This is a genomic window from Streptomyces sp. MGP-BFMKR1 (genome assembly GCF_057766585.1).
This window is the reverse complement of the sequence record NZ_CM173408.1, coordinates 2,591,658-2,612,153: the sequence shown is the minus strand read 5'-3', so window position 1 is coordinate 2,612,153 and position 20,496 is coordinate 2,591,658. Positions and strand designations below refer to the sequence as shown.

Below are 20,496 nucleotides of genomic sequence, written 5' to 3'. Positions count from 1 at the left end.
GGGACGGGGAAGCCCCTGGTGACTGGCAAGATCTTGCCGTATCGCCGGCCTGGGCACCTGTGTATGACAGGTTTGCCGACGGGGCGCCCAGCTCGGGCCGGCTGGCCAGGAATGACTGCTACCGGCAAGTTCTTGTCCGTAGCGACGTCACAGAACCGCTCCATAGCGTCACTCCCATGGTGTCCACGCTTACCGATGCTCCCGCCGCGCCGGTTCCGTTCTTCACTCAGGCGGAGTCCTTCAAGGAGCTATGGCCGCTCATCACCCGACATACGGATGATGTGTTCGACCGGGGCAAGTTCTCCCACGGCCGCAAGGTGGCGGAGCTTGAGCGGGCCATCGCCGACTACACAGGTGCCCGACGGGCCATCGCCGTCAACAGCGGCACCGACGCCCTGGTGATCCTGCTCCGCGCCGCCGGCATCGAGCCCGGCGACGAGGTCATCGTCCCGGCCTTCTCCTTCTTCGCCTCGGCCTCGGCCGTCAGCCTCGCCGGCGCCACGCCGGTGTTCGCGGACATCACCAACGACGGTGACTACGGGATGGACGCCGCCTCGGTCGAGGAGCTGATCACCGAGCGGACCAAGGCCATCATGCCGGCCCACCTCTTCCATCAACTGGTTGACCTGACAGCGCTGTCAGACGTCGCCCGCCGGCACGACGTCATGCTCCTCGAAGACAGCGCCGAGGCGATCGGCATGCGCTGGGACGGCACCCACGCCGGGCTCATCGGCCGCGGCGGCGTGCTCTCCTTCTTCCCGACCAAGACGCTCGGCGCCCTCGGCGACGCCGGCATGATCCTCACCAACGACGAGGAGCTGGCCGAGCAGGCGGCCGTGCTGCGCCACCACGGTCGGATGGGCAAGACCATCGACCACATCGCCGGCATCTCCAACCTCTCCGGCGTCTCCGGCACCAACAGCAAGATGGACGACGTGCAGGCGGCCATCCTGCTCGCCAAGATGACCCGCCTGGAACGCGACATCGCCCGCCGCGCCGAACTGGCGGCGGCCTACTCCGAGCGGCTGCGCGACGCCGACGGCGTGCTCGCCGTGCCGCGCGTCCTGCCGCGCTCCGTGGAAAGTGAGCCGGTCTTCTACGTCTACCAGGTGGAGGTCGAGGCCCGGGACGAGCTGGTGGCCCACCTCACGGCCCGCGGCATCGGCACCGAGACGTACTACCCGCGCCCGCTGCACACCCAGCCCTGCTTCGCCGGCACGGACGTCGGGCTGCGCCCCGGCAGCCTGCCCAACGCCGAGGCGGCCTGCGAGCGGACGCTGGCGCTGCCGCTGTACCCGGACCTGACCGAGGCGCAGTTGGAGACGGTCTGCGCCGCCATCTCGGACTTCTACGCCGGAAGGCGATGACATGGCCACCATTCCCTTCTTCCCCCCGGACCTCTTCGAGACGGACCGGCAGGCGTTCAAGGACCTGCTCTTCGAGGTGGGCACGGACGCCGAGCAGAAGTTCATCCTCGGCCGGCGCACCGCCGAGCTGGAGGAGGAACTGCGCCGCACGACCGAGGCGGAGCACGTCATCGCCTGCTCCAGCGGCACCGGCGGCCTCAACCTCGCCGTGCAGGCCCTGGACATCGGGCCCGGCGACGAGGTCATCGTGCCCGCGTTCTGCTGCCAGCCGGTGGCCAGCTCGGTCGCCAACTTCGGCGCCACGCCCGTCTTCGCGGACGTCGACCCGCACACGATGGTGATCGACCCGGACTCCGTCGAGGCGCTCATCACGAGCCGGACGCGCGCGGTGATGCCCGCCCACGTCTTCTCGATCATGGCCGACATGCCCCGCATCAACAAGATCGCCCACGACCGGGGCCTGAAGGTCATCGAGGACGCGGCGGTGGCCCAGGGCGCGGTGCTCGACGGCGTGCCGTCCGGCCGCTGGGGCGACCTCGGCGTCTTCTCCTTCTTCCAGGTCAAGGCGTTCGGCACGGCCGGCGAGGGCGGCGCGGTGCTCACCGACGACCCGGAGCTGGGCCGCACCGTACGGATGCTGCGCAACCACGGGCAGGACGGCATCACCCGCTTCCTGCACCACAAGATCGGCCAGAACAGCCGGTTCGACGAGATCATCGCGGCCTTCCAGCTCCACCGGCACGCCGGCTTCGAGGACCGCCTGGAGCGCCGGGCCCGCATCGCCGACTACTACACGGAGCGCTTCGAGCCGCTGGCCGGCCGGGGCGTGCTCGCGCCGCCGGCGGGGCGCAACGGCCGCTGCTACTACGTCTACTCGCTGCTCGTGGAGCGGCGCGCGGACCTGCGCGCCTGGCTGAGCGAGAAGGACATCGGCACGCACGTCTACTACCCGGTGCCGCTGCCCCTCCAGCCCGCGTTCGCGCGGTTCGCGCCCGAGGGCGTCCAGTGGCCCGGCGCGCAGCGCGCCAGCGACCAGAACCTGGCCATCCCCATCTGGCCCCACCTCTCCGACAGTCAGGTGGAATACATCGCCGACTCGGTCTGTGAATTCTTCGACTAGGGAGCGTCCTTTGACCACGAAACTGGTCGTAGTGGGGCAGGGGTACGTCGGCCTGCCGTTGGCCGTGGCCGCGGCCGAGCACGGATACCAGGTCGTCGGCTACGACACCGACGAGTCCCGCGTGAAGAAGCTGGCCGTGGGCGACTCGTTCGTCGGGGACGTCACCTCGCGGCGCCTGGGCGCCGTCATCGACCGGGGCACCTACCGGGCGAGCATCGACACCGAGGACCTGGACGCCTTCGACATCGCGGTCATCACCGTTCCCACCCCGCTGCACGAGGGCGTGCCGGACCTGTCCTACATCGAGGCGGCGGGCAGGGCGCTGGCCGCCCGGCTGCGGCCGGGCGCCACCGTCATCCTGGAGTCGACCAGCTACCCGGGCACCACCGAGGAGGTGCTCGCGCCGATCCTGCGCGACGGCTCGGGACTGGAGCCCGGCGCGGACTTCCACCTCGGGTACAGCCCCGAGCGCATCGACCCCGGTAACCCGGAGTGGACCTTCGAGACCACGCCCAAGGTCGTCTCGGGCATCGACGCGGCCTCGCTGGAGCGGGTGCGGGCCTTCTACGCGGACATCGTGCACGAGGTGGTGTTGGCGAAGGCCCCGCGCGTCGCCGAGCTGGCGAAGGTCATGGAGAACACCTTCCGGCACGTCAACATCGCGCTGGTCAACGAGTTGGCCACGCACGCCGAGGGCATCGGCGTCGACGTGTGGGACGCCCTGGAGGTCGCCGCGACCAAGCCGTTCGGCTTCATGCGCTTCACTCCGGGCCCCGGCGTCGGCGGCCACTGCCTGCCGGTGGACCCGCTGTACCTGTCGTGGAAGGTCGAGCGCGCGTCCAGCAAGCGGTTCCGCCTGGTGGAGCTGGCCGACGAGCTGAACAACGCCATGCCGGAGTACGTCGTCCGCAAGCTGACCCGCGGCCTGGACCGGCGGCACCAGACGGTGACCGGCGCGCGCATCCTGATGCTCGGCCTGGCCTACAAGCCGGGCACCGGCGACATCCGCGAGTCGCCCGCGCTGCCCATCGCCAAGCTGCTGATCGAGGCCGGCGCCACGGTGCGCTTCGCCGACCCGCACGTCACCGAGGAGCCCGGCATACCCGGGCTCACGCAGGTGAAGCCGGACCCGGAGGAGGTCTCCCGGGCGCACGCCGTCCTGATCGTCACCGACCACGACGAGTTCGACTACGAGGCCATCGCCGCATCGGCCCGCTACATATTCGACTGCCGACACCGTCTGCCGCTCTCGAAGGACATCGAGTCGCTATGAGCCCGGCCGCCCCAGGTCACCCCGCGCCCGCCCCCGCCACCGAGCCCACCGCGGAGCCCATCGTGGGCGCGGCACCGTCCACCGCCGGATCGCCGCCCGAGAAGGCGACCGAGACCCTGCACCGAGTCATTATCCGTTTTGCGGGTGATTCGGGTGATGGTATGCAGTTGACGGGTGATCGGTTTACTTCGGAGACGGCGTCGTTTGGGAATGACTTGTCGACGTTGCCGAATTTCCCGGCGGAGATTCGGTCGCCGGCTGGGACGTTGCCGGGTGTGTCATCGTTCCAGTTGCATTTCGCGGATCATGACATTCTGACGCCGGGGGATGCTCCGGATGTGTTGGTCGCGATGAATCCGGCGGCGTTGAAGGCGAACGTGGGGGATCTGCCGGCGGGTGCGGTGTTGATCGTGAACACGGATGAGTTCACGAAGCGTCCGATGGCGAAGGTGGGGTATGCGACCAGTCCGTTGGAGGACGGGTCGCTGGAAGCGTTCCAGGTGCATGGGGTGCCGTTGACGACGTTGACGGTCGAGGCGCTGAAGGAGTTCGGTCTCAGTCGTAAGGAGGCTGAGCGGAGTAAGAACATGTTCGCGCTTGGCCTGTTGTCGTGGATGTATCACCGTCCGACGGAGGGTACTGAGGCGTATTTGCGGAAGAAGTTCGCGAAGAAGCCGCAGTTGGCGCAGGCGAACGTGACCGCGTTCCGGGCGGGGTGGAACTTCGGGGAGACCACGGAGGACTTCGCGGTCTCCTATGAGGTGGCTCCGGCCTCGTCCGCGTTCACCGCGGGGGTGTATCGCAACATCTCGGGGAACCTGGCGTTGGCCTACGGTCTGGTCGCCGCGTCCGTGCAGGCGGAGTTGCCCCTGTTCCTGGGCTCTTACCCGATCACTCCGGCGTCGGATATTTTGCACGAGCTGTCGCGGCACAAGAATTTCGGGGTGCGTTCGTTCCAGGCTGAGGATGAGATCGCGGGGATCGGGGCGGCGTTGGGGGCGGCCTTTGGTGGGTCGTTGGCGGTGACGACGACCTCGGGGCCTGGGGTGGCGCTCAAGTCGGAGACGATCGGGTTGGCGGTCTCGCTGGAACTTCCCCTGGTGGTGGTGGATATTCAGCGGGGTGGGCCCTCGACGGGGTTGCCGACCAAGACGGAGCAGGCGGACTTGTTGCAGGCCATGTATGGCCGTAACGGTGAGGCTCCGGTACCGATCGTGGCGCCGTCGACGCCGGCGGACTGTTTTGATGCGGCGTTGGAGGCGGCGCGGATCGCGTTGGTGTATCGCACGCCGGTGTTCCTGCTCTCGGATGGGTATTTGGCCAATGGTTCGGAGCCGTGGCGGGTGCCGGATGTGGCGGGGTTGCCGGATTTGCGGGTGCGGTTCGCCTCAGAACCCAATCATGAGTTGGCGGATGGGTCGCGGGTGTTTTGGCCCTACAAGCGGGACGCGGTGACGTTGGCGCGGCCGTGGGCGGTGCCGGGCACGGCGGGGTTGGAGCACCGGATCGGCGGGATTGAGAAGCAGGATGGCAGTGGGAACATCTCCTACGATCCGGCTAATCACGAGCTGATGGTCCACACCCGTCAGGCCAAGATCGATGGTATTGCGGTCGAGGACGTACGGGTGGATGACCCGGGTGGGGCGCGGGTGTTGGTGTTGGGGTGGGGCTCGACGTATGGGCCGATCGCTGCGGCGGTGCGGCGGTTGCGGGGCGAGGGTGTGGCGTTGGCGCAGGCCCACTTGCGGCATCTCAATCCCTTCCCGGCGAATCTGGGCGAGGTGCTTGCCTCGTATGAGCGGGTGGTGATCCCGGAGATGAATCTGGGACAGCTCGCGACGTTGATCCGCGCGAAGTACGCGATCGATGCCCGGTCCCACACCCAGGTCAACGGAATGCCGTTCAAGGCCGAGGAGTTGGCCAACGCGTTGAAGGAGGCCATCAATGCCTAACCCCACCACACCCACCAGTGCTACCACGCCCGGTGCTGCCGCGTCCGCTACTGCCACCACGCCTGCCGTTTCTCCTGCTGGTTCGCAGGGTGGGGGGCGGGGGTTGTTGTCGTTGGTGCCGCGGGCTGAGGGTAAGCAGTCGATGAAGGACTTCAAGTCCGATCAGGAAGTGCGGTGGTGTCCGGGGTGTGGGGACTACGCGGTGTTGGCGGCCGTGCAGGGCTTCATGCCGGAGTTGGGCCTGGCGCGGGAGAACATCGTGTTCGTGTCCGGGATCGGGTGTTCCAGCCGTTTCCCGTACTACATGAACACCTACGGCATGCACTCCATCCACGGGCGGGCGCCGGCGATCGCGACGGGGTTGGCGACCTCACGACGGGACCTGTCGGTCTGGGTGGTCACCGGTGATGGGGACGCGCTCTCGATCGGCGGGAACCACCTCATCCACGCGTTGCGACGCAACGTGAACCTGAAGATCCTGTTGTTCAACAACCGGATCTACGGGCTGACCAAGGGCCAGTACTCCCCGACCTCGGAGGTCGGGAAGATCACGAAGTCGACCCCGATGGGTTCCCTGGACGCCCCCTTCAACCCGCTCTCACTCGCGTTGGGCGCCGAGGCTTCGTTCGTGGCGCGGACGGTGGACTCAGACCGCCAGCACCTGACGAGCGTGTTGCGGGCGGCGGCAGCCCATCCGGGCACGGCGTTGGTGGAGATCTACCAGAACTGCAACATCTTCAACGACGGCGCCTTCGAGGTCCTAAAAGACAAGGACCGCGCGCTGGAGGCCGTGATCCGACTGGAGCACGGCCAGCCGATCCGCTTCGGCGCACCCGCCGAAGACGGACTGGGCTCCAAGGGCGTGGTCCGCGACCAGGCCAGTGGAGACCTGCGGGTGGTGGACGTGCGGGAGGAAGGCACGGACGGGGTGTTGGTTCACGACGCCCGGGCCGCGTCCCCGACCACCGCGTTCGCGCTGACCCGACTCGCGGACGCCGACACCCTCCACCACACCCCCATCGGCGTGTTGCGGAGCGTGGAACGCCCGGTCTACGACACGTTGATGAGCGACCAACTCGACCAGGCCATCGAGGCCCAGGGCAAGGGCGACCTCGCCACCCTCCTCGCCGGCAACGACACCTGGACCGTCACCCACTGAACCCAGCACACACCGCCGTCGGTCTGGCCGCTCAACTCGCCCGGCCGTCACGGCGGTGGCCTGTCCGGCGTGCTGCCCGATGAGAGGGACACCGGGCAGCGGTGCGCGTGAGCTGGAGCGTACGCGCGCTCGGTGGGAACGCGCGTAACACCCGTACGACCCGGACGGGCCGAGGGAGAGTTCGGACCATCCGCCGCGTGTGCGGAAACGATTACGCCACGGAGTTACTTGCCGTGCGCGTGCGCGTGCACCGATGCGGGATGGGAGGTGTGAAGGGCGGGCGAGGGCTGGCTGGGCAGGGTGGGCGACGACGAGTAGCGCGCGAGGTCGAGCGCCAGGACGGAGTCGGTGCCCGCGGGGCTGTCGATGACCGGGTCGCAGGCCAGCACCGCCTGGTGCAGATTGCGCATCCGCGGCGACGGTTCCAGGCCGAGTTCGTCGTGCAGCACCTGGCGCAAACGCTTCACGACTTCGAGGGACTGCGCGCGCCGCCCTGAGCGGTAGAGGGCCAGCATGAGCTGCGCGTGCAGGTTCTCGTGCGTGGGGTACTTGGTGACCAACGCGCTGAGTTCGCCGAGGAGTTCGTGGTGCCGGCCTAGTCGCAGGTCCGCGTCGATGCGCTGTTCGTGGACGCTGATCCGGTCCTCTTCCAGGCCCACCAGGTGGGCTCGGAGCACCGGACCCGCCTGGACGTCGGAGAGCGCGGAACCCTGCCACATGGTCAGCGCACGGGTCAGGAGCGCGGACGCGGCGTGGTCGTCGCGGTGCAGTTGGGCGCGGCCTTCGCGCACCAGCGACGTGAAGATATTGACGTCGAGTTCATCGTTGCGGACCGCGAGCAAATAGCCGCCATCGCGGGTCTCCAGAACGCGACGCGCAGCTTGTAAACTGCCGATGCGCGGGACTCTGCGCAGTGTGCGCCGCAGTTGGAGGATATAGGACTGCAGGGTGGACAGCGCCGTGTTGGGTGGCGACGTTTCCCACAGTTCATCTATGCAGGTGCTGGTGGAAACGACCTGATTGGCGTTGAGGAGCAGCAGGGCCAGAAGCTGCCGTTGCTTTGGTGCGGTTGGGGTATAAGAACGCCCCTGCTCGTTCATGCGAAGCGGGCCCAATATGGCAAATTCCATGACGTTCTCGTTCACCTTCCAGAAGAGTGTGACGAGAGGCTCGATGAGAGGGACGCGTGGAGAGGCCACGCAGGCAAGACGCCATGACAGCACCGGGATTCGCCTTGCCGCTGGTCCCCGTGTGGGCCGCTCCGCTGGGGGACGGGCGTCCGTCGCTGTTCCGTCGTGCCTGTTTCCGTATGGCCTTGCTGCGTCGCCTGTTCATCCCCCCGTGGCTGAAAGTCGAGCAAATCTGGAGCCAGCAGGCAGTCTATGTCACCTCAAGTCGGTCGTTCAACAGTTCACCAGTGAGTCGATAGTTCCGCATGATGGGGCGCCTTCGGTCTTCGAACGATCCAGATAGTAACCCGCTTTGAGCCGAGCACCTATGGTCCTTCCAGCTCTGCGGCGGATGGTCATCCCACTGCCTAATTCGCCCGACCGCCGACCACCTTGGCCCGCTGGTCTAGGCCAGATGCGGAGTTGATCAGCGTACCCGGTCGATGGTGGTGGTGTGCGGGGCGATCCGCAATGCCGTGAGACGCGAGAACCCCCGGCGCCGGAGGGGGCGTCGGGGGTTCTGCTTGTATTCAAGAGGTGAACGGAGCGGGGCGCTAACCCCCTTATGCGTGACGGGAGTTGTGCGGCGCGTGACCCGCGGAACGGCGTGGCCGATTCGCGCGTCCCCGTCTCGCGGGTTCGCCTTACGCGGCGCTGGTCAGCTCCCAGTGCGGGACGCGCTCGTAACGCGGCTGCCACACGGTGCGGCACAGGAAGCGCAGCGGCGGCGAGAGCAGGTCCAGGATCTGGCTCCGGGTGCTGTCCGGCGCGCCGTCGAGCAGCCAGGGGAAGAAGGATGGGGCGCCCTTATAGCCGACCTGGCGGCGCTGTTCGTCGCAGTAGGCACGCCATTCCTGCTGGCTGAGCACGCTTTGCAGGAGCGGAATCGCCTCCGCCTCCTCGTGGTCGAGGTGGCGCAGGAGCGAGGTGGAGAAGTCCTCGGCGTACTCGCGCAGTCGAAAGCGGCGGTCGTGCGAGAGGGCCGCGTCGATCTTCCTGATCAGCGGGTCCATCTCGGCGTTCTCGGCCTCCATGGACTCCAGGAGTTCCAGCTCCCGGGGCCGGCCGGCCAGTCGCGCGCGCAGCGCGGGCCACAACACCGAGTCCTTGGCGGAGCGCTGCATCGCCATATGCCGCTTGAATGTCTGCCAGCCCGCGCGAATGGACGCGCCGTCGCGCACGTCTTCGCTGTAGGAGGCAGACATCAGCAGGGCCGCGTCGCGCCGGAAGGCATTGTGTACCGCGTACGTTAGCGTCAGATCGGGCCGGCACTGGTCGCGAGTTCCCGCTATGGCGCTCAAGAGCTGCCTCCTCATGGTGAGAAGTCTGGTGCAGGTTGCTCCGAATCTTTGGAACAGTGTGCACCCCAAATACCTCCGGTGCAAGTTGTTCCATACCGCGGAATGGGCGGTTGATCGGCGAACTAATTCGGCGGGTCTCCGGAATTCCGGCAATTCGGACCGTGAAGGCGGTCGGCCGCGCCTTGCCATAATCGCGCCACGTCGCCGTGCGGGTACAGCGCGTATCTCAACTGGACCCCTCATCGCGTGAATTGGCCGGCCGCCGACCGCCACCGGTCGCCGCCGTGCCGCCGCGCGCGCCGCCCCGCGACGGTACGGCGGTTTCACGCCGCGCGCCGGTGGCCGGGACCGGACGGGGCGGCTGGACGTCATCCGGCCAACCCCTCACGGGCCGGTCTCGGGGCGGGCGGACCCCGGGGGCGCCCCGAGGCGGTACGTACGTGCCGAGACGCTACGTCCGCGACGCTACGCGCCGACGGGGGTGACGAGTTGGTCGGTCATGAGCTGGCTCAGGGCGCGGTGTCGGGCGCTCTCCCGCGAGTGCGGCCAGATCAGCGCGAGCGCCGACGGCGGCAGGTCGGTGACCGGGACGAAGGCGACGTCGCGACGGTTCTGGTGGGTGGCGGTGGGGGCGCAGAGCAGCATGGTGCCGAGTCCGGCCGCCACGGCGGTCAGCCCCTCCTGGAGGGTGCGTACCTGAGGGCCCGGCGCGACGGGCCGCCCGCTCGGGGTGGTGGTCGGGGCCATGAACTCCCGCCAGTAGCGGGGGGCCGGGCCGCGCAGGCCGATCAGGCGGCAGTCGGCCAGCTCCTCCGCGCCGAGCGTGGCACGCCCGGCCAGCGGGTGGCCCAGCGGGACGGCGAGCAACTGCGGCTGTCGCGAGAAGACGGACCCGATCACGAGGTCGGGCTCGGCCACCGGCAGGCAGACGATCGCGGCGTCCACGTCGCCGCGCCGCACGGCGCCGAACGGGTCGGCCAGCGGTATCTCCACCGGCGCCACCTCACAGTGCGGGTGGCGCTCGCGGAAGGCGCTGAGCGCCCCCATCACGCGCTCGTCGGCCGAGCCGAGGAAGCCCACCCGCAGCGTGCCCTCAAGGCCGCCCCGGGCGCTGGCGCGGGCCCGCTCCACCGTGGCGCGCAGCGCCTCGTAGGTGGGCCGCAGCTCGGACAGGAAGCCCTCGCCGAGCGGGGTGAGGGACACCCGGCGGCTGGTGCGCTCCAACAGGCGCCCCCCGATCCGCCGTTCCAGGGCGCCGAGCAACTGACTGACCCGGCTCTGCGAGACGTACAGCCGCTCGGCGGCCCGGCCGAAGTGCAGCTCCTCGCTCAGCACCAGGAAGCACTCCAGCTCCCGGATCTCCACGCCGCTCATGCCAAGCCCTCCTCGCGCGGGCCCGTGCCGCCCGTCCTCCCGTCCGTGCGCGGCGCGCCCGGCGCCGGCCCGCACCGCGAGCCGGTGCCCGCGGGCCCGTCGATGAGCCTGGCTCATTCAAGGATGAGGGGTTCGGCGTTGTTCCCGGTCGATGCCCGGGCCAAGGCTTGAGCCATGTCCGAGAACCGCAAGCCCGCGCCCGCGACGGGCGCAGCCCCCTCCCCGGCCGCCCCCGAATCCGCGCCCACGACGCCCGCCACAAGCGCCGCCACCGGCCCGACCACCCCAGGCCCCGGGGCGCGGGAGTGGCTGGCCGTGCTGTCGGTGGCGGTCGGCATCTTCGCCGTGGTGACCACCGAGTTGCTGCCGGTCGGCCTGCTGACCTCGATCGGCTCGTCGCTGGACGTCAGCGACGGCACGGCGGGGCTGGCGATGACGCTGCCGGGGCTGGTGGCCGCCGTCGCCGCGCCGCTGCTCGCCGTGTTCGTCGGGAGGCTGGACCGCAAACGGGTGCTGATCGCCCTGATGGCGCTGCTCGCCGGGGCGAACCTGGTCTCCGCCCTCGCGACCAGCTTTCCCGTACTGCTCACCGCGCGGGTGCTGGTGGGCCTGAGCATCGGCGGCGTGTGGGCCATCGCCGCGGGGCTCGCGGTGCGGCTGGTGCCGGCGCGGGCCGTCGCCACCGCCACCTCGGTGATCTTCGGCGGGATCGCGGTGGCCTCGGTGCTCGGCGTGCCGGCCGGCACGCTCATCGGCGACCTGGCCACCTGGCGGGCCGCGTTCTGGGTGATGGGCGCGCTGGCGCTGGCGGTGCTGGTGGCGATGGCCGTACTGCTGCCGCCGCTGCCGGCGACGCGGTCGGTCCGGCCGCGTGAGCTGCCCGCGCTGCTGCGCGAGCCCACCCTGCGGATCGGCCTCGTCGCCACGGCGCTGCTTGTCACCGGGCACTTCGCCGCGTACACCTACGTGCGCCCGGTCCTGGAGGAGGTGTCCGGCGTCGGCTCGGGACTGGTCAGCACGCTGCTGCTGGTGTACGGGGTGGCCGGCGTCGCCGGGAACTTCCTGGCCGGCGCGCGCGCCCAGCGCGATCCGCGTGGTGCGCTGATGACCCTCTCGGCGCTGTTGGCCACCGCCGTCGTGCTGATCGCGCTCGTCGGCGCGTCCACGCCCGGCGCGGCGGTGCTGCTCGTGGTGTGGGGGCTGGCGTACGGGGGCGTCTCCGTCAGCGCGCAGGCGTGGATGCTGCGGGCCGCTCCGCAGGCGCGCGAGGTGGGGTCGGCGTTGTTCGTGTCGGTGTTCAACCTGGCGATCTCGCTGGGCGCGCTGCTCGGCGGGCGGGCCGCCGACGGGGTGGCCCTGTCCAGCGTGTTGTGGTGCGGCGGCGCGCTCGCCGCGCTGGCCCTGGCGAACCTGTGGGTGTTCGGCCGGCGCGTGATGCCCCGGCGGGCGTAGCGCCGGGCACGGCGGCCCGGCGCCCCGTCGCCCCGTCGCCCGGCGCGGCGCCCCTGAGTGTCGGGGCTGACGAGAGCGCGGCACCGGCCCGGGTGTGGCGAGCCCGGGCCGGTGAGCCGGTGCGCGGAGGGGCCGGGGTCCGGCCGGCGCTCACTGGGCGGCGAAGACCCCCAGCGCGTCGTACGCGATCCAGGAGCCGCTGGTCTTGCGCAGCCGCAGCACGTTCTCGCCGGCCGTGAACAGGTCGGCGGCCAGCGGGAACTCGTAGTACGAGGGCTTGAGCGCGCTGCCCACGCGGGTGGCGTCGCCCTCGAGCGAGCCACGGGTGGCGCCGCCCTGGAACTGGAGGGTGCGCACCGGGCGGCCGTTGAGGGTGACCTCGGCGGCGCCGGCGGCGGTCGCGTGCGCGTCGATCAGCCACAGGGCGCAGGCCAGGTCGGCCTTCGGGGCGGCGGCCAGGTCGAAGCGGAGCGTGAAGGTGTGCTCCTTGCGCCCGCCCCACGCGTCGCTCGGCCCCGGGTGGAGGTAGCTCCAGTCGCGGCCCGGCGTGGAGGTGCCGTACCGGTAGTCGACGCCGGCCGGGAAGGCGGTGCGGTAGCGCGCGCTCTGGTCCGGCGACAGGGCGAACTCCAGGCCCTTGTGGTCGAAGTCACCGACCCGCGCCACCGCTCGGCCGGCGGCGACGGAGCGCGCGTTGACGGCCGACACGGGGCGCGCCGGCCGGGTGCGGGCGCCGGAGGAGACGACGGCGACGACGGTGTAGTGCCGCTTCCGCGGCTCGGGGCCCACCCGGTGGGTCAGGTGCGGGTAGAGGGTGCGTCCGAGCAGCGTCGCCGAGTGGGCGAGGTCGCCGCCCCGGTCGGCGCGCTCGGAGACGTACACCTCGTAGTGGTCCACGAGTTGCCCGCGCCGCGGGCGGTAGGAGTGCCAGGTCAGTTCGACGGTGGCGAGCCCGCCGGTGGCGGTGAGGCCGGAGACGGCGCCCGGGGTGTGGTCCCAGCGCCCGCGCCCCGCGCGGGTGGCGCTGGCGGCGGTCGTGGCCGGGTCGGTCGTGTCGGTCATGGTCAGCTCACCTTCTGCATGCCGGGGCGGCCGTGCTCGACGCGGAAGCGGTCGAGGGAGAAGCCGGCCGCCTGGTTGTCGGCGCGGACGTAGGGGACGGCGCGGTACTCGGCGGTGATCGCGCCCGCGTCGGCGTGGCCCAGGACGTAGCCGCGGCGGCCGTCGTAGAACGACATCCAGGGGTGCTGCATCCAGTCCTTGGCGTAGTTGTCGCTCGGCGCGCCGTCACCGTCGGAGGCGATCGAGGTGCCGAGGAACTCGCTGCTCACGACGGCGGAGTCGGGGTCGGCGAAGTCGGCGAGCAGGTCGCCGGCGATGGAGCGGTGGCAGTCGCCGGTGAAGACGACGGAGGGCGCGACGCCCCGCTCGCCGAGCACGTCGAGCAGCCGCTGCCGGGCGGCCGGGTAGCCGTCCCACTGGTCGACGCGGTTCTCGGTCACCTTGACCATGCCGACCTGCTGGAGCAGCAGGTTCCAGCGGGTGTCGGCGGTGCGCAGGCCGCGGTAGAGCCACTGTTCCTGCGCGGCCCCGAGCATGGAGCGGCCGGGCGCGTACTGCTCCTCGGTGTTCGCCGGCTTGGGGTCGCGGTACTGGCGGCCGTCGAGCACGTGCAGCGTGGCGAGCCCGCCGTAGCGCAGCCGGCGGTGCAGGCGCGCGTCCGGGCCCTGCGCCAGCGCGAGCGGCGGCAGCGGGCAGTTCTCGTAGTACGCGCGGTAGGCCACCGCCCGGCGGAGGAGGAAGTCCTCCTCGCTCAGGCCGTAGTACGACTTCTCGTCGGCGTAGTCGTTCTGCACCTCGTGGTCGTCCGGGGTGAGTATCCAGGGCGCCGCCGCGTGCGCCGCCTGGAGGTCCGGGTCGGTCTTGAACAGGGAGTAGCGCACCCGGTAGTCGGCGAGGGTGTTGGTCTCCAGCTCGTGCCGGGGGCCGGGCGCCGGGGCGGCGCGCCACATGTTGGCGGCGGTGATGCCGTACTCGTAGACGTAGTCGCCGAGGAAGAAGACCACGTCGGGGTCGCGGGCCACCAGGCCGCGGTAGGCGGAGAAGTGGCCGTGGTACCACGCCTGGCAGGAGGCGGTGGCGAAGCTGAACGCGGCGCGCGAGTGGGCGCCCGGCGCGGTGCGGAACCGGCCGACGGGGCTGGTGTGGCCCTGGGCCTGGAACCGGTAGAAGTACTGGCGCCCCGGGCGCAGGCCGCGCACCTGCGGGTGCACGGAGTGGCCCAGCTCGGGCAGGGCCAGCGCGGTGCCGGCGCGTACGACGCGGCGGAACCGCTCGTCCTCGGCGACCTGCCAGCGCACGTCGTAGCCCGCGCGGGCCATGCCGCCGTGCCCGTCGTCGGCCAACGGCCGCGGCGCCAGCCGGGTCCACAGCACGATGCCGTCGGAGGCCGGCTCGCCGCTGGCCACGCCGAGCCGGAACGGGTCGTCGCGCAGCCGCGGAGCGCCCCCCGCCGCCTCGGCCTGGCCGGCCAGCCCGGCACCGGCGAGCAGCGCGCCGACGCCGACGCCGGCCGCTTGCAGGAACAGGCGCCGATCCAGGCCGTTGGACGAAGGGGGTGCAGCACTCATGTGTCTCTCCCAGGCGGGGGTGCGGGATCCGGGGAGAGCGTGGGCGCGTGGGGTGGCCGGCGCGCGGCGGACAGGCGAAGACGCGTCGGACGGAAGGGAGACGTTTGGGCCCGTACCGCTGCCGTCACCGAGGGTGTGTGCCCGGCTCCGGGCTCCGTCCGCTCCCGTGGTCGGTCGCCGAGCCGGGCGGAACGGCTCAGCCGGGCAGTTCCGTGCCCGCCGGCAGTTCGATGCCGAAGTCGGTGGCCAGGGTGCGCAGTACCTCCGCGTTGTCGCGCAACGCGCGCTCGTGCACGGTGCCGTCGCCGTGCGTGCGCACGAGTTGCCGGTCGAAGAGCGCCAGATGGGAATCGACGCCGGGGCGTTGCGCGAAGAACCGGTGCCGGAACGGGGAGCGCGGGTAGGTGGCCACGAACCAGTTGGCGACCTCGAAGTCGGGGCCTTCGAAGGGTTCCTCGGTGAACTCGTAGAGATCGTTCCAGCCGCCCCCGTTCGGCGCCAGTTGCAGCACCCACAGGTCCTGGCGCCCCGCGTGCGGCTCGTGCACCAGACGCACCCGCCACGCGCCGCGCTCCACGGCGGTGTCGGCCACCAGCGGAACGGCCTCCAACAACCCCGTGGTGCCGAATCCGACATCGGCGAGATAAGGCGTTTCCGCATCCGGTACGCGTACCATGAGCGCCATATGCGTACGCGGTCTTGTCGGGGTTTCCCCGCGTACGCTCGCCCGTACCCGGGTGGCGAGGTAGGTCACCTCGAACCCGAAGGCGCGCAGCGCCGCCGCGAGCAGTGTGTTGTGTTCGTAGCAGTAGCCGCCGCGGGCCGAGCGGACGAGTTTGCGCTCCAGGTCGGGCAGGGCCAGTGAGGGCGCCGAACCGCTCACCGCCTCGGTGTTCTCAAAGGGGATGTGGAGCACGTGCGCGCGGTGCAATGAGCGCAACGTCCGGGCGTTCGCCACGCGTTCACCCGACCACTGAATCCGCGCCAGATAGGCGGTGAGATCCAGTTCACTCGTGCCGTGGGTGGCGGGCATGGACAACTCCTCGGGTAGGGGCCGTGAAATCCCGGCGCTGACGTCATTGACGCTAGTTCGACCAGCTCGCGTCGGCGTCGGGCCGGCGGGGGACCCGGCCTACTCCGCGGGGCTTAGGGCCGGACGCGTACCCGCCCCTCCGTCAGCCGGCGGAGGCGACGCTGCGTACGGAAAGCGGACGGCCCGCCGGGCCCCGCACGGCTTTCCGCGTTACGCGGTGTAACTCCACGTCTGGCGGGGGTGATGGGGGTGGCGCTTATTCCCTCGCGAAGGCGACAAAGAACGACCCTTCGGAAGTCTCGGTCAGACGGGCTTAATACTTCGCCCGCTGTGCCGCGTGGGTTACGATGGCCGTGTCGGATCAGTAATGCGCAGCGCCGCCACGACCCTGCCGGGCGTATGGTAATGCGCGGGACAACGGGGGATTTGACGGTTTTGCTCCAACGCTACGCCTATTTTTCGTGGCCGCAGTTCGATTCGCATTCGGCGAATTTCGTGCCAGCGCGCCGGTGTTGCATCCTGCGCGCGGCTGGCAAGTGACTCCTGACTTCCCCTATCTAGTTTTCGAAAAGCAGTTGAAGCGGGATATTCATATCTGCGGAGCGGCCATCTCTTTGTGAAAGGGTGGAGGGAGCACCGTAATGCGGCTTGAGCGCGGTCCTTTTGTTGAGCGGCATGGCGAATCCGAGGCAATCGATACGGCGATCAAGAACTGTCACGCCGGGGACGGGCAGCTCCTGATATTTGAGGGCGCCCTGGGCCTCGGCAAAACGGCCCTGCTCAACGAGGCCAAGAAGCGGGCCCTGGACGCGGGTTTCGTGCTGCTGTTCGCGCGCGGGAGCGACTTCGAGGCCGGTTTCCCGTACGGCATCGTGCGGCAGCTCTTCGAACCCTGGCTGGCCGCCGCCAGCCAGGAGGAGCGGGACGCGGTGCTCTCGGGGCCCGCGCGCCTGGCGGCTCCCCTCTTCGAGTACGGCAGCGGCGGCGTCGCCACCGGCGCCGGGCCCGAGCAGCGGCAGGCTGTGCTGCACGGGCTGTACTGGATGTGCGTCCACCTCGCCCGCCGCGCGCCGTTGTTGCTGCTCCTGGACGACCTGCACTGGGCCGACGTCTCCTCGCTCCAGTTCCTGCACTACATGGAGGGCCGCCTGGAGGGGCACGCTATCGTGGTGTGCGCGGCCACCGAGTCGGTGGACGGCGGCCAGCGCGCCGACATCAACCAGGCGTTGCTGTCCTCCACCTCGGCTCACCTGATGCCGGTGAGCGCGCTCAGCGAGGAGGGCGTACGGGCCTTCGTCTCCGGCACGTTGGCGGTGCCGGGGCCCGACGACGCGTTCGTCCGCGCCTGTTACACGGCCACCGGCGGTAACCCGTTCTTCCTGCGCGAACTCCTCGCCGCCGCCGGGGCCGGCGCGCTCGGCGACCCTCGGTCCATCGCCCGCACCGGGCCGCGCAACATCGCCCGCGTCGTGCTGCGCCGGCTCCAGCAACTGCCCGAGCCACTGGCCGAGCACGCCACCCGGCTCGCCCGCGCACTGGCCGTGCTCGACTCGCCCGGCGAGCCCGCCGCGCCGCACGCGGCCCACGTCGCCCAGGTCGCCGAACTCGACGCGGCCGAGGCCGCCGACGCCATCAGCACGCTGATGGACCTCGGCATCGTGCACGACCAGGCCCCGCTGCGCTTCGCCCAACCCATCGTGCGCACCGCCATCTACGAGCACCTGCCGCTGCCCTACCGGCACCGGGCGCACGCCCGCGCGGCCAAGGCCCTGCACGCGGCCGGCGCCCCCAGCTCCCAGGTCGTCCCGCTGCTGCTGCCGCTGCCGCCGTCCGGCGACGCCTGGACCGCCGGCGTCATCGCCGCGGCCGGGCGCGAGGCCCTGGCGGCGGGCGACCCGGCCGCCGCCGCGCCGCTGCTGCGCCGCGCGCTCAACGAGCCGGCGCCCACCGGCGCGCTGCCCGCGCTCCTCGCCCAGCTCGGCGGCGCCGAACTGCGGCTGCGCGACCCGGAGGCGCTGGGCCACCTCGGGGAGGCGCTGGAGCTGACGGACGACCCGGTGAGCCGGGCCGGCATCGTTGTCGACATGAGTGCCGCGCTGATCGCCGCGGCGCGTTACGAGGACGCCTTAGCCCTGCTCCAGCAGGTGCACAACGAGGTGCGGGGCCTGGACCGGGACGTGGAGCTGCGGCTCCATTCGGAGATCGTCAAGGTCGCCCAACTCACCCCGCGTACCCGCCCCCTGGCCATGCGCGAGCTGAGCCGCCTCGACCGCACCGTGGTCGGCGAGGCCGGGGCGACCGCCGCGCTGGTCGGCGCCCAGCAGACGTTCGAGGCGTTGATCAGCGGCGGCACCGCCGACGCGGTGGTGGCCAGCGGCGAACGGGCGCTGTTGCAGGGCCCGCTGATCGACCCGCCGGACGGCGGCGCGCAGGCGGGCTGGCTGATCGCGCTGGCCTTCGCCTGCTGCGACCGGCTCCTGGAGGCCGACCGGCTGTTGGAGGACGCGCTACGCGAGTCCGAGGAGCGGGGCATGCACCTGGCCACCGTGGACCTGCGGGCCCTGCACGCCTGGGTGCGGTTCCAGCGCGGCATGCTGGCCGAGGCGGAGACGGACGGCTCGCTGGCGCTCGGGTCCACGGACGAGGCCGGGGTGCCGCCGATGGGCATGCCGTTCGCGGCCGGCGCGCTCATCGACGCGCTGGTGGCCCAGGGGCAGACCCGGATCGCCATGCGCGTCATCGACCGGTGCGGCCTCGGCGCCGACATCTCCCGCCAACCGCCCTACCTCCCGCTGGTCATGGCCCGTGGCCGGCTGCGGATCGCGCAGGGCGAGACCGAGGCGGGCGTCGGCGACCTGCTGCGGGCCGCCGACGCGCTGCGCGACTGGGGCACCGACTGCCCGGCGCTGAGCCCGGCGGCCGAGGCCGCCGCCGCGCTGGCCCGCATCGGCCGCACCGAGGAGGCGCGGCGGCTGGCGGCCGACTGCCTGGCCGCCGCGCGCCGCTTCGGCACCCCGCGCACCGTCGCCGGCGCCCTCGTCGCCAGCGGCCTGGCCACGGGCGGCCGGGCCGGGCTGCGGCAGTTGGAGGAGGCGGTGACCCTGTTGCAGGACAGCCCCGCGCTGTTGGAGCGCTGCCTGGCCCTGGTCGAGTGCGGTGCCGCGCTGCGCGAACACGAACAGACCGACCAGGCCAGGGCGCTGCTGCGGAAGGCCGCGGAGATCGCCGACGCCACCGGGGCGGCGGCGCTCGGCAAGCGGGTGCGGATGGAGCTGGCGGCCATGGGCGTACGGGCCCGGGTGCCCACCCGCACCGGGGTGTCGGGGCTGACCCCCAGGGAGCGTTCGGTCTCCGTCCTCGCGGCCGAGGGCAAGCGCAACCAGGAGATCGCGCACATGCTCTTCGTCACGGTCAAGACGGTCGAGTGGCACCTGGGGCAGGCGTACCGCAAGCTCGGCATCGCCTCCCGGGGGGAGTTGCGGGACGCCCTGGCCAGGGTGTGAGGGTCGCAAAGGCTGGGGTTGCTGCTGGGGCGTTACCCGAGGTTCTCCGGGGTGGTTGGCCCGCAGAATCGCTGCATGGCCCCCGCCCGAGTCGGGGGCCGTGCCGCACGCGCGCCCACGCGCCACGGCGCCCGGTCCACGCCGCCCGCGAGCGGCGCACGGGCGGTGCCCCCCTTCGCGCCGCGCCCCGTGTCGGTCCCCGGGCCCCGGAAGGGTGCGCGGCCGGCACGGCGAGCGCCCCGGGGCACCCCCGGGGCGCGAGGCCGGGCCGGCCCACCGCGGCGCCGTGCACGGGGCACGGGGCGCCGAGCCGGAACACGGGGCACGGGGCGCCGTCACCAGAACGGGGCGCCGCGCGCGCCGCTGTCCGCGGCGCGGTGACGCACGCCCCGCTCCCGGCGCGGCCCCGGGCGGCCGGGGCGCGGCGCGCGCCCTCACCGGTCGCCGCGTCGGCTCGCGGGTCCCAGCGGTCCCCAGGGCCCGGGGCCGGTTCCGGTTCCGGCACGCGGGTCCGCCGTGCGGCGAGGACCGCGCGCGCGTCGCACCCACCACACCCACCGCGGCACACCCACCGCACCACACCAGGAGGAACCTCATGGCTGACGAGACCGAGCGCAAGCGGCTGGTGCTCGACTACTTCGAGCGGGTCAACGCCGGCGACGTGGACGGCATCTGCAAGATGTTCGCCCCGCGGGCCAGGGTCGAGGACCCGGTCGGCACCGGCCCCGTGGTGGGCGAGGAGGCCATCCGCGCCTACTTCCAGCGCGTGGTCGAGGAGTTCGGCACCCAGGACACCCCGGGCACGCTCACCGGATCGCAGGACGACCAGCACGTCGCGGTCGGCCTGCGGGCCACCATCCGCAACCCGCAGGACCCCGCCGGCGGCCGGCTCGCGGTCAACGTGACCTCGGTGTTCCGGTTCGACGCCAGCGGGCTCATCGAGGAGATGCGCGCCTACTGGGGGGCGACCGACGTGGCGCCCGTCGACGGGGCCTGACCCCAGAAGTCCACGCCGTGGCCGTGATGCTGGGGTGGATGCTGGGGGCGCGCCCCAGGGTTTCGCGCCCACACCTCACCCCAGAATCATGCCCATGGGTCGGTCAAGGCCATGCATGGATCGTCGTACGGACTGATCAATTTTGCGTATGGCTCGGCCAATGAAA

General features: G+C 71.3%; 14 protein-coding genes. 8 read left to right on the top strand and 6 right to left on the bottom strand.

Features of this window, described 5'->3' with window-relative positions; genetic code table 11:
* Positions 1-176: 176 nt before the first annotated feature.
* The 5 genes from AC3CHW_RS09560 (at position 177) to AC3CHW_RS09540 (ending at position 6,871) form a co-directional block, all read left to right on the top strand.
* Complete coding sequence (locus AC3CHW_RS09560; RefSeq protein WP_398608463.1) at positions 177-1,367, top strand: DegT/DnrJ/EryC1/StrS family aminotransferase; 1,191 nt, start codon at positions 177-179, stop codon at positions 1,365-1,367.
* 1 nt (position 1,368) lies between these two features.
* Entirely contained in the window at positions 1,369-2,487 is a 1,119-nt protein-coding gene (locus AC3CHW_RS09555; RefSeq protein ID WP_398608464.1) for a DegT/DnrJ/EryC1/StrS family aminotransferase, read from the top strand.
* Between the two features lie 10 nt (positions 2,488-2,497).
* Positions 2,498-3,760 carry a nucleotide sugar dehydrogenase gene (locus AC3CHW_RS09550; RefSeq protein WP_398608465.1) on the top strand — a complete coding sequence of 421 codons (1,263 nt, stop codon included), beginning with the start codon at positions 2,498-2,500 and terminating at the stop codon, positions 3,758-3,760.
* Positions 3,757-5,712 carry a 2-oxoacid:acceptor oxidoreductase subunit alpha gene (locus AC3CHW_RS09545; RefSeq protein ID WP_488470165.1) on the top strand — a complete coding sequence of 652 codons (1,956 nt, stop codon included), beginning with the start codon at positions 3,757-3,759 and terminating at the stop codon, positions 5,710-5,712. The genes AC3CHW_RS09550 and AC3CHW_RS09545 overlap by 4 nt, the downstream gene beginning before the upstream one ends.
* Positions 5,713-5,854: 142 nt before the next feature.
* Positions 5,855-6,871, top strand: a complete 1,017-nt coding sequence (locus AC3CHW_RS09540) for a 2-oxoacid:ferredoxin oxidoreductase subunit beta (RefSeq protein ID WP_232109820.1) — start codon at positions 5,855-5,857, stop codon at positions 6,869-6,871.
* A 224-nt stretch (positions 6,872-7,095) separates the two neighbouring features.
* Here the strand turns inward: AC3CHW_RS09540 and AC3CHW_RS09535 are convergent, their stop codons facing one another.
* From AC3CHW_RS09535 to AC3CHW_RS09525, 3 genes are all read right to left on the bottom strand, one after another.
* Positions 7,096-8,016, bottom strand: a complete 921-nt coding sequence (locus tag AC3CHW_RS09535; protein ID WP_398608938.1) for an AfsR/SARP family transcriptional regulator — start codon at positions 8,014-8,016, stop codon at positions 7,096-7,098.
* A 668-nt stretch (positions 8,017-8,684) separates the two neighbouring features.
* Entirely contained in the window at positions 8,685-9,356 is a 672-nt protein-coding gene (locus tag AC3CHW_RS09530) for a hemerythrin domain-containing protein (protein WP_176164090.1), read from the bottom strand.
* 450 nt (positions 9,357-9,806) lie between these two features.
* The gene (locus tag AC3CHW_RS09525) at positions 9,807-10,715 is read right to left on the bottom strand and encodes a LysR family transcriptional regulator (RefSeq protein WP_488470164.1); all 909 of its coding nucleotides are present in this window, start codon (positions 10,713-10,715) and stop codon (positions 9,807-9,809) included.
* A gap of 174 nt (positions 10,716-10,889) precedes the next feature.
* Here AC3CHW_RS09525 and AC3CHW_RS09520 point away from each other — a divergent pair, with 174 nt between their 5' ends.
* Positions 10,890-12,167: an MFS transporter gene (locus AC3CHW_RS09520; protein WP_488470163.1), complete on the top strand. Its 1,278-nt coding sequence runs from the start codon at positions 10,890-10,892 to the stop codon at positions 12,165-12,167.
* Positions 12,168-12,317: 150 nt separating this feature from the next.
* Here AC3CHW_RS09520 and AC3CHW_RS09515 read toward each other — a convergent pair whose 3' ends face one another.
* The 3 genes from AC3CHW_RS09515 to AC3CHW_RS09505 form a co-directional block, all read right to left on the bottom strand.
* Entirely contained in the window at positions 12,318-13,229 is a 912-nt protein-coding gene (locus tag AC3CHW_RS09515; protein ID WP_488470162.1) for a polysaccharide lyase family protein, read from the bottom strand.
* A gap of 2 nt (positions 13,230-13,231) precedes the next feature.
* Positions 13,232-14,797 carry an alkaline phosphatase D family protein gene (locus AC3CHW_RS09510; RefSeq protein ID WP_488470161.1) on the bottom strand — a complete coding sequence of 522 codons (1,566 nt, stop codon included), beginning with the start codon at positions 14,795-14,797 and terminating at the stop codon, positions 13,232-13,234.
* Between the two features lie 196 nt (positions 14,798-14,993).
* Positions 14,994-15,830, bottom strand: a complete 837-nt coding sequence (locus AC3CHW_RS09505) for an arylamine N-acetyltransferase family protein (RefSeq protein WP_488470160.1) — start codon at positions 15,828-15,830, stop codon at positions 14,994-14,996.
* A gap of 641 nt (positions 15,831-16,471) precedes the next feature.
* On the opposite strand from AC3CHW_RS09505, the gene AC3CHW_RS09500 reads away from it, so the two are divergent.
* Positions 16,472-19,333: a helix-turn-helix transcriptional regulator gene (locus AC3CHW_RS09500; protein WP_488470159.1), complete on the top strand. Its 2,862-nt coding sequence runs from the start codon at positions 16,472-16,474 to the stop codon at positions 19,331-19,333.
* Positions 19,334-19,928: 595 nt separating this feature from the next.
* Positions 19,929-20,330, top strand: coding sequence for a nuclear transport factor 2 family protein (locus AC3CHW_RS09495; protein ID WP_398608930.1), 402 nt, complete (start codon positions 19,929-19,931; stop codon positions 20,328-20,330).
* The last annotated feature ends 166 nt before the right edge of the window (positions 20,331-20,496 follow it).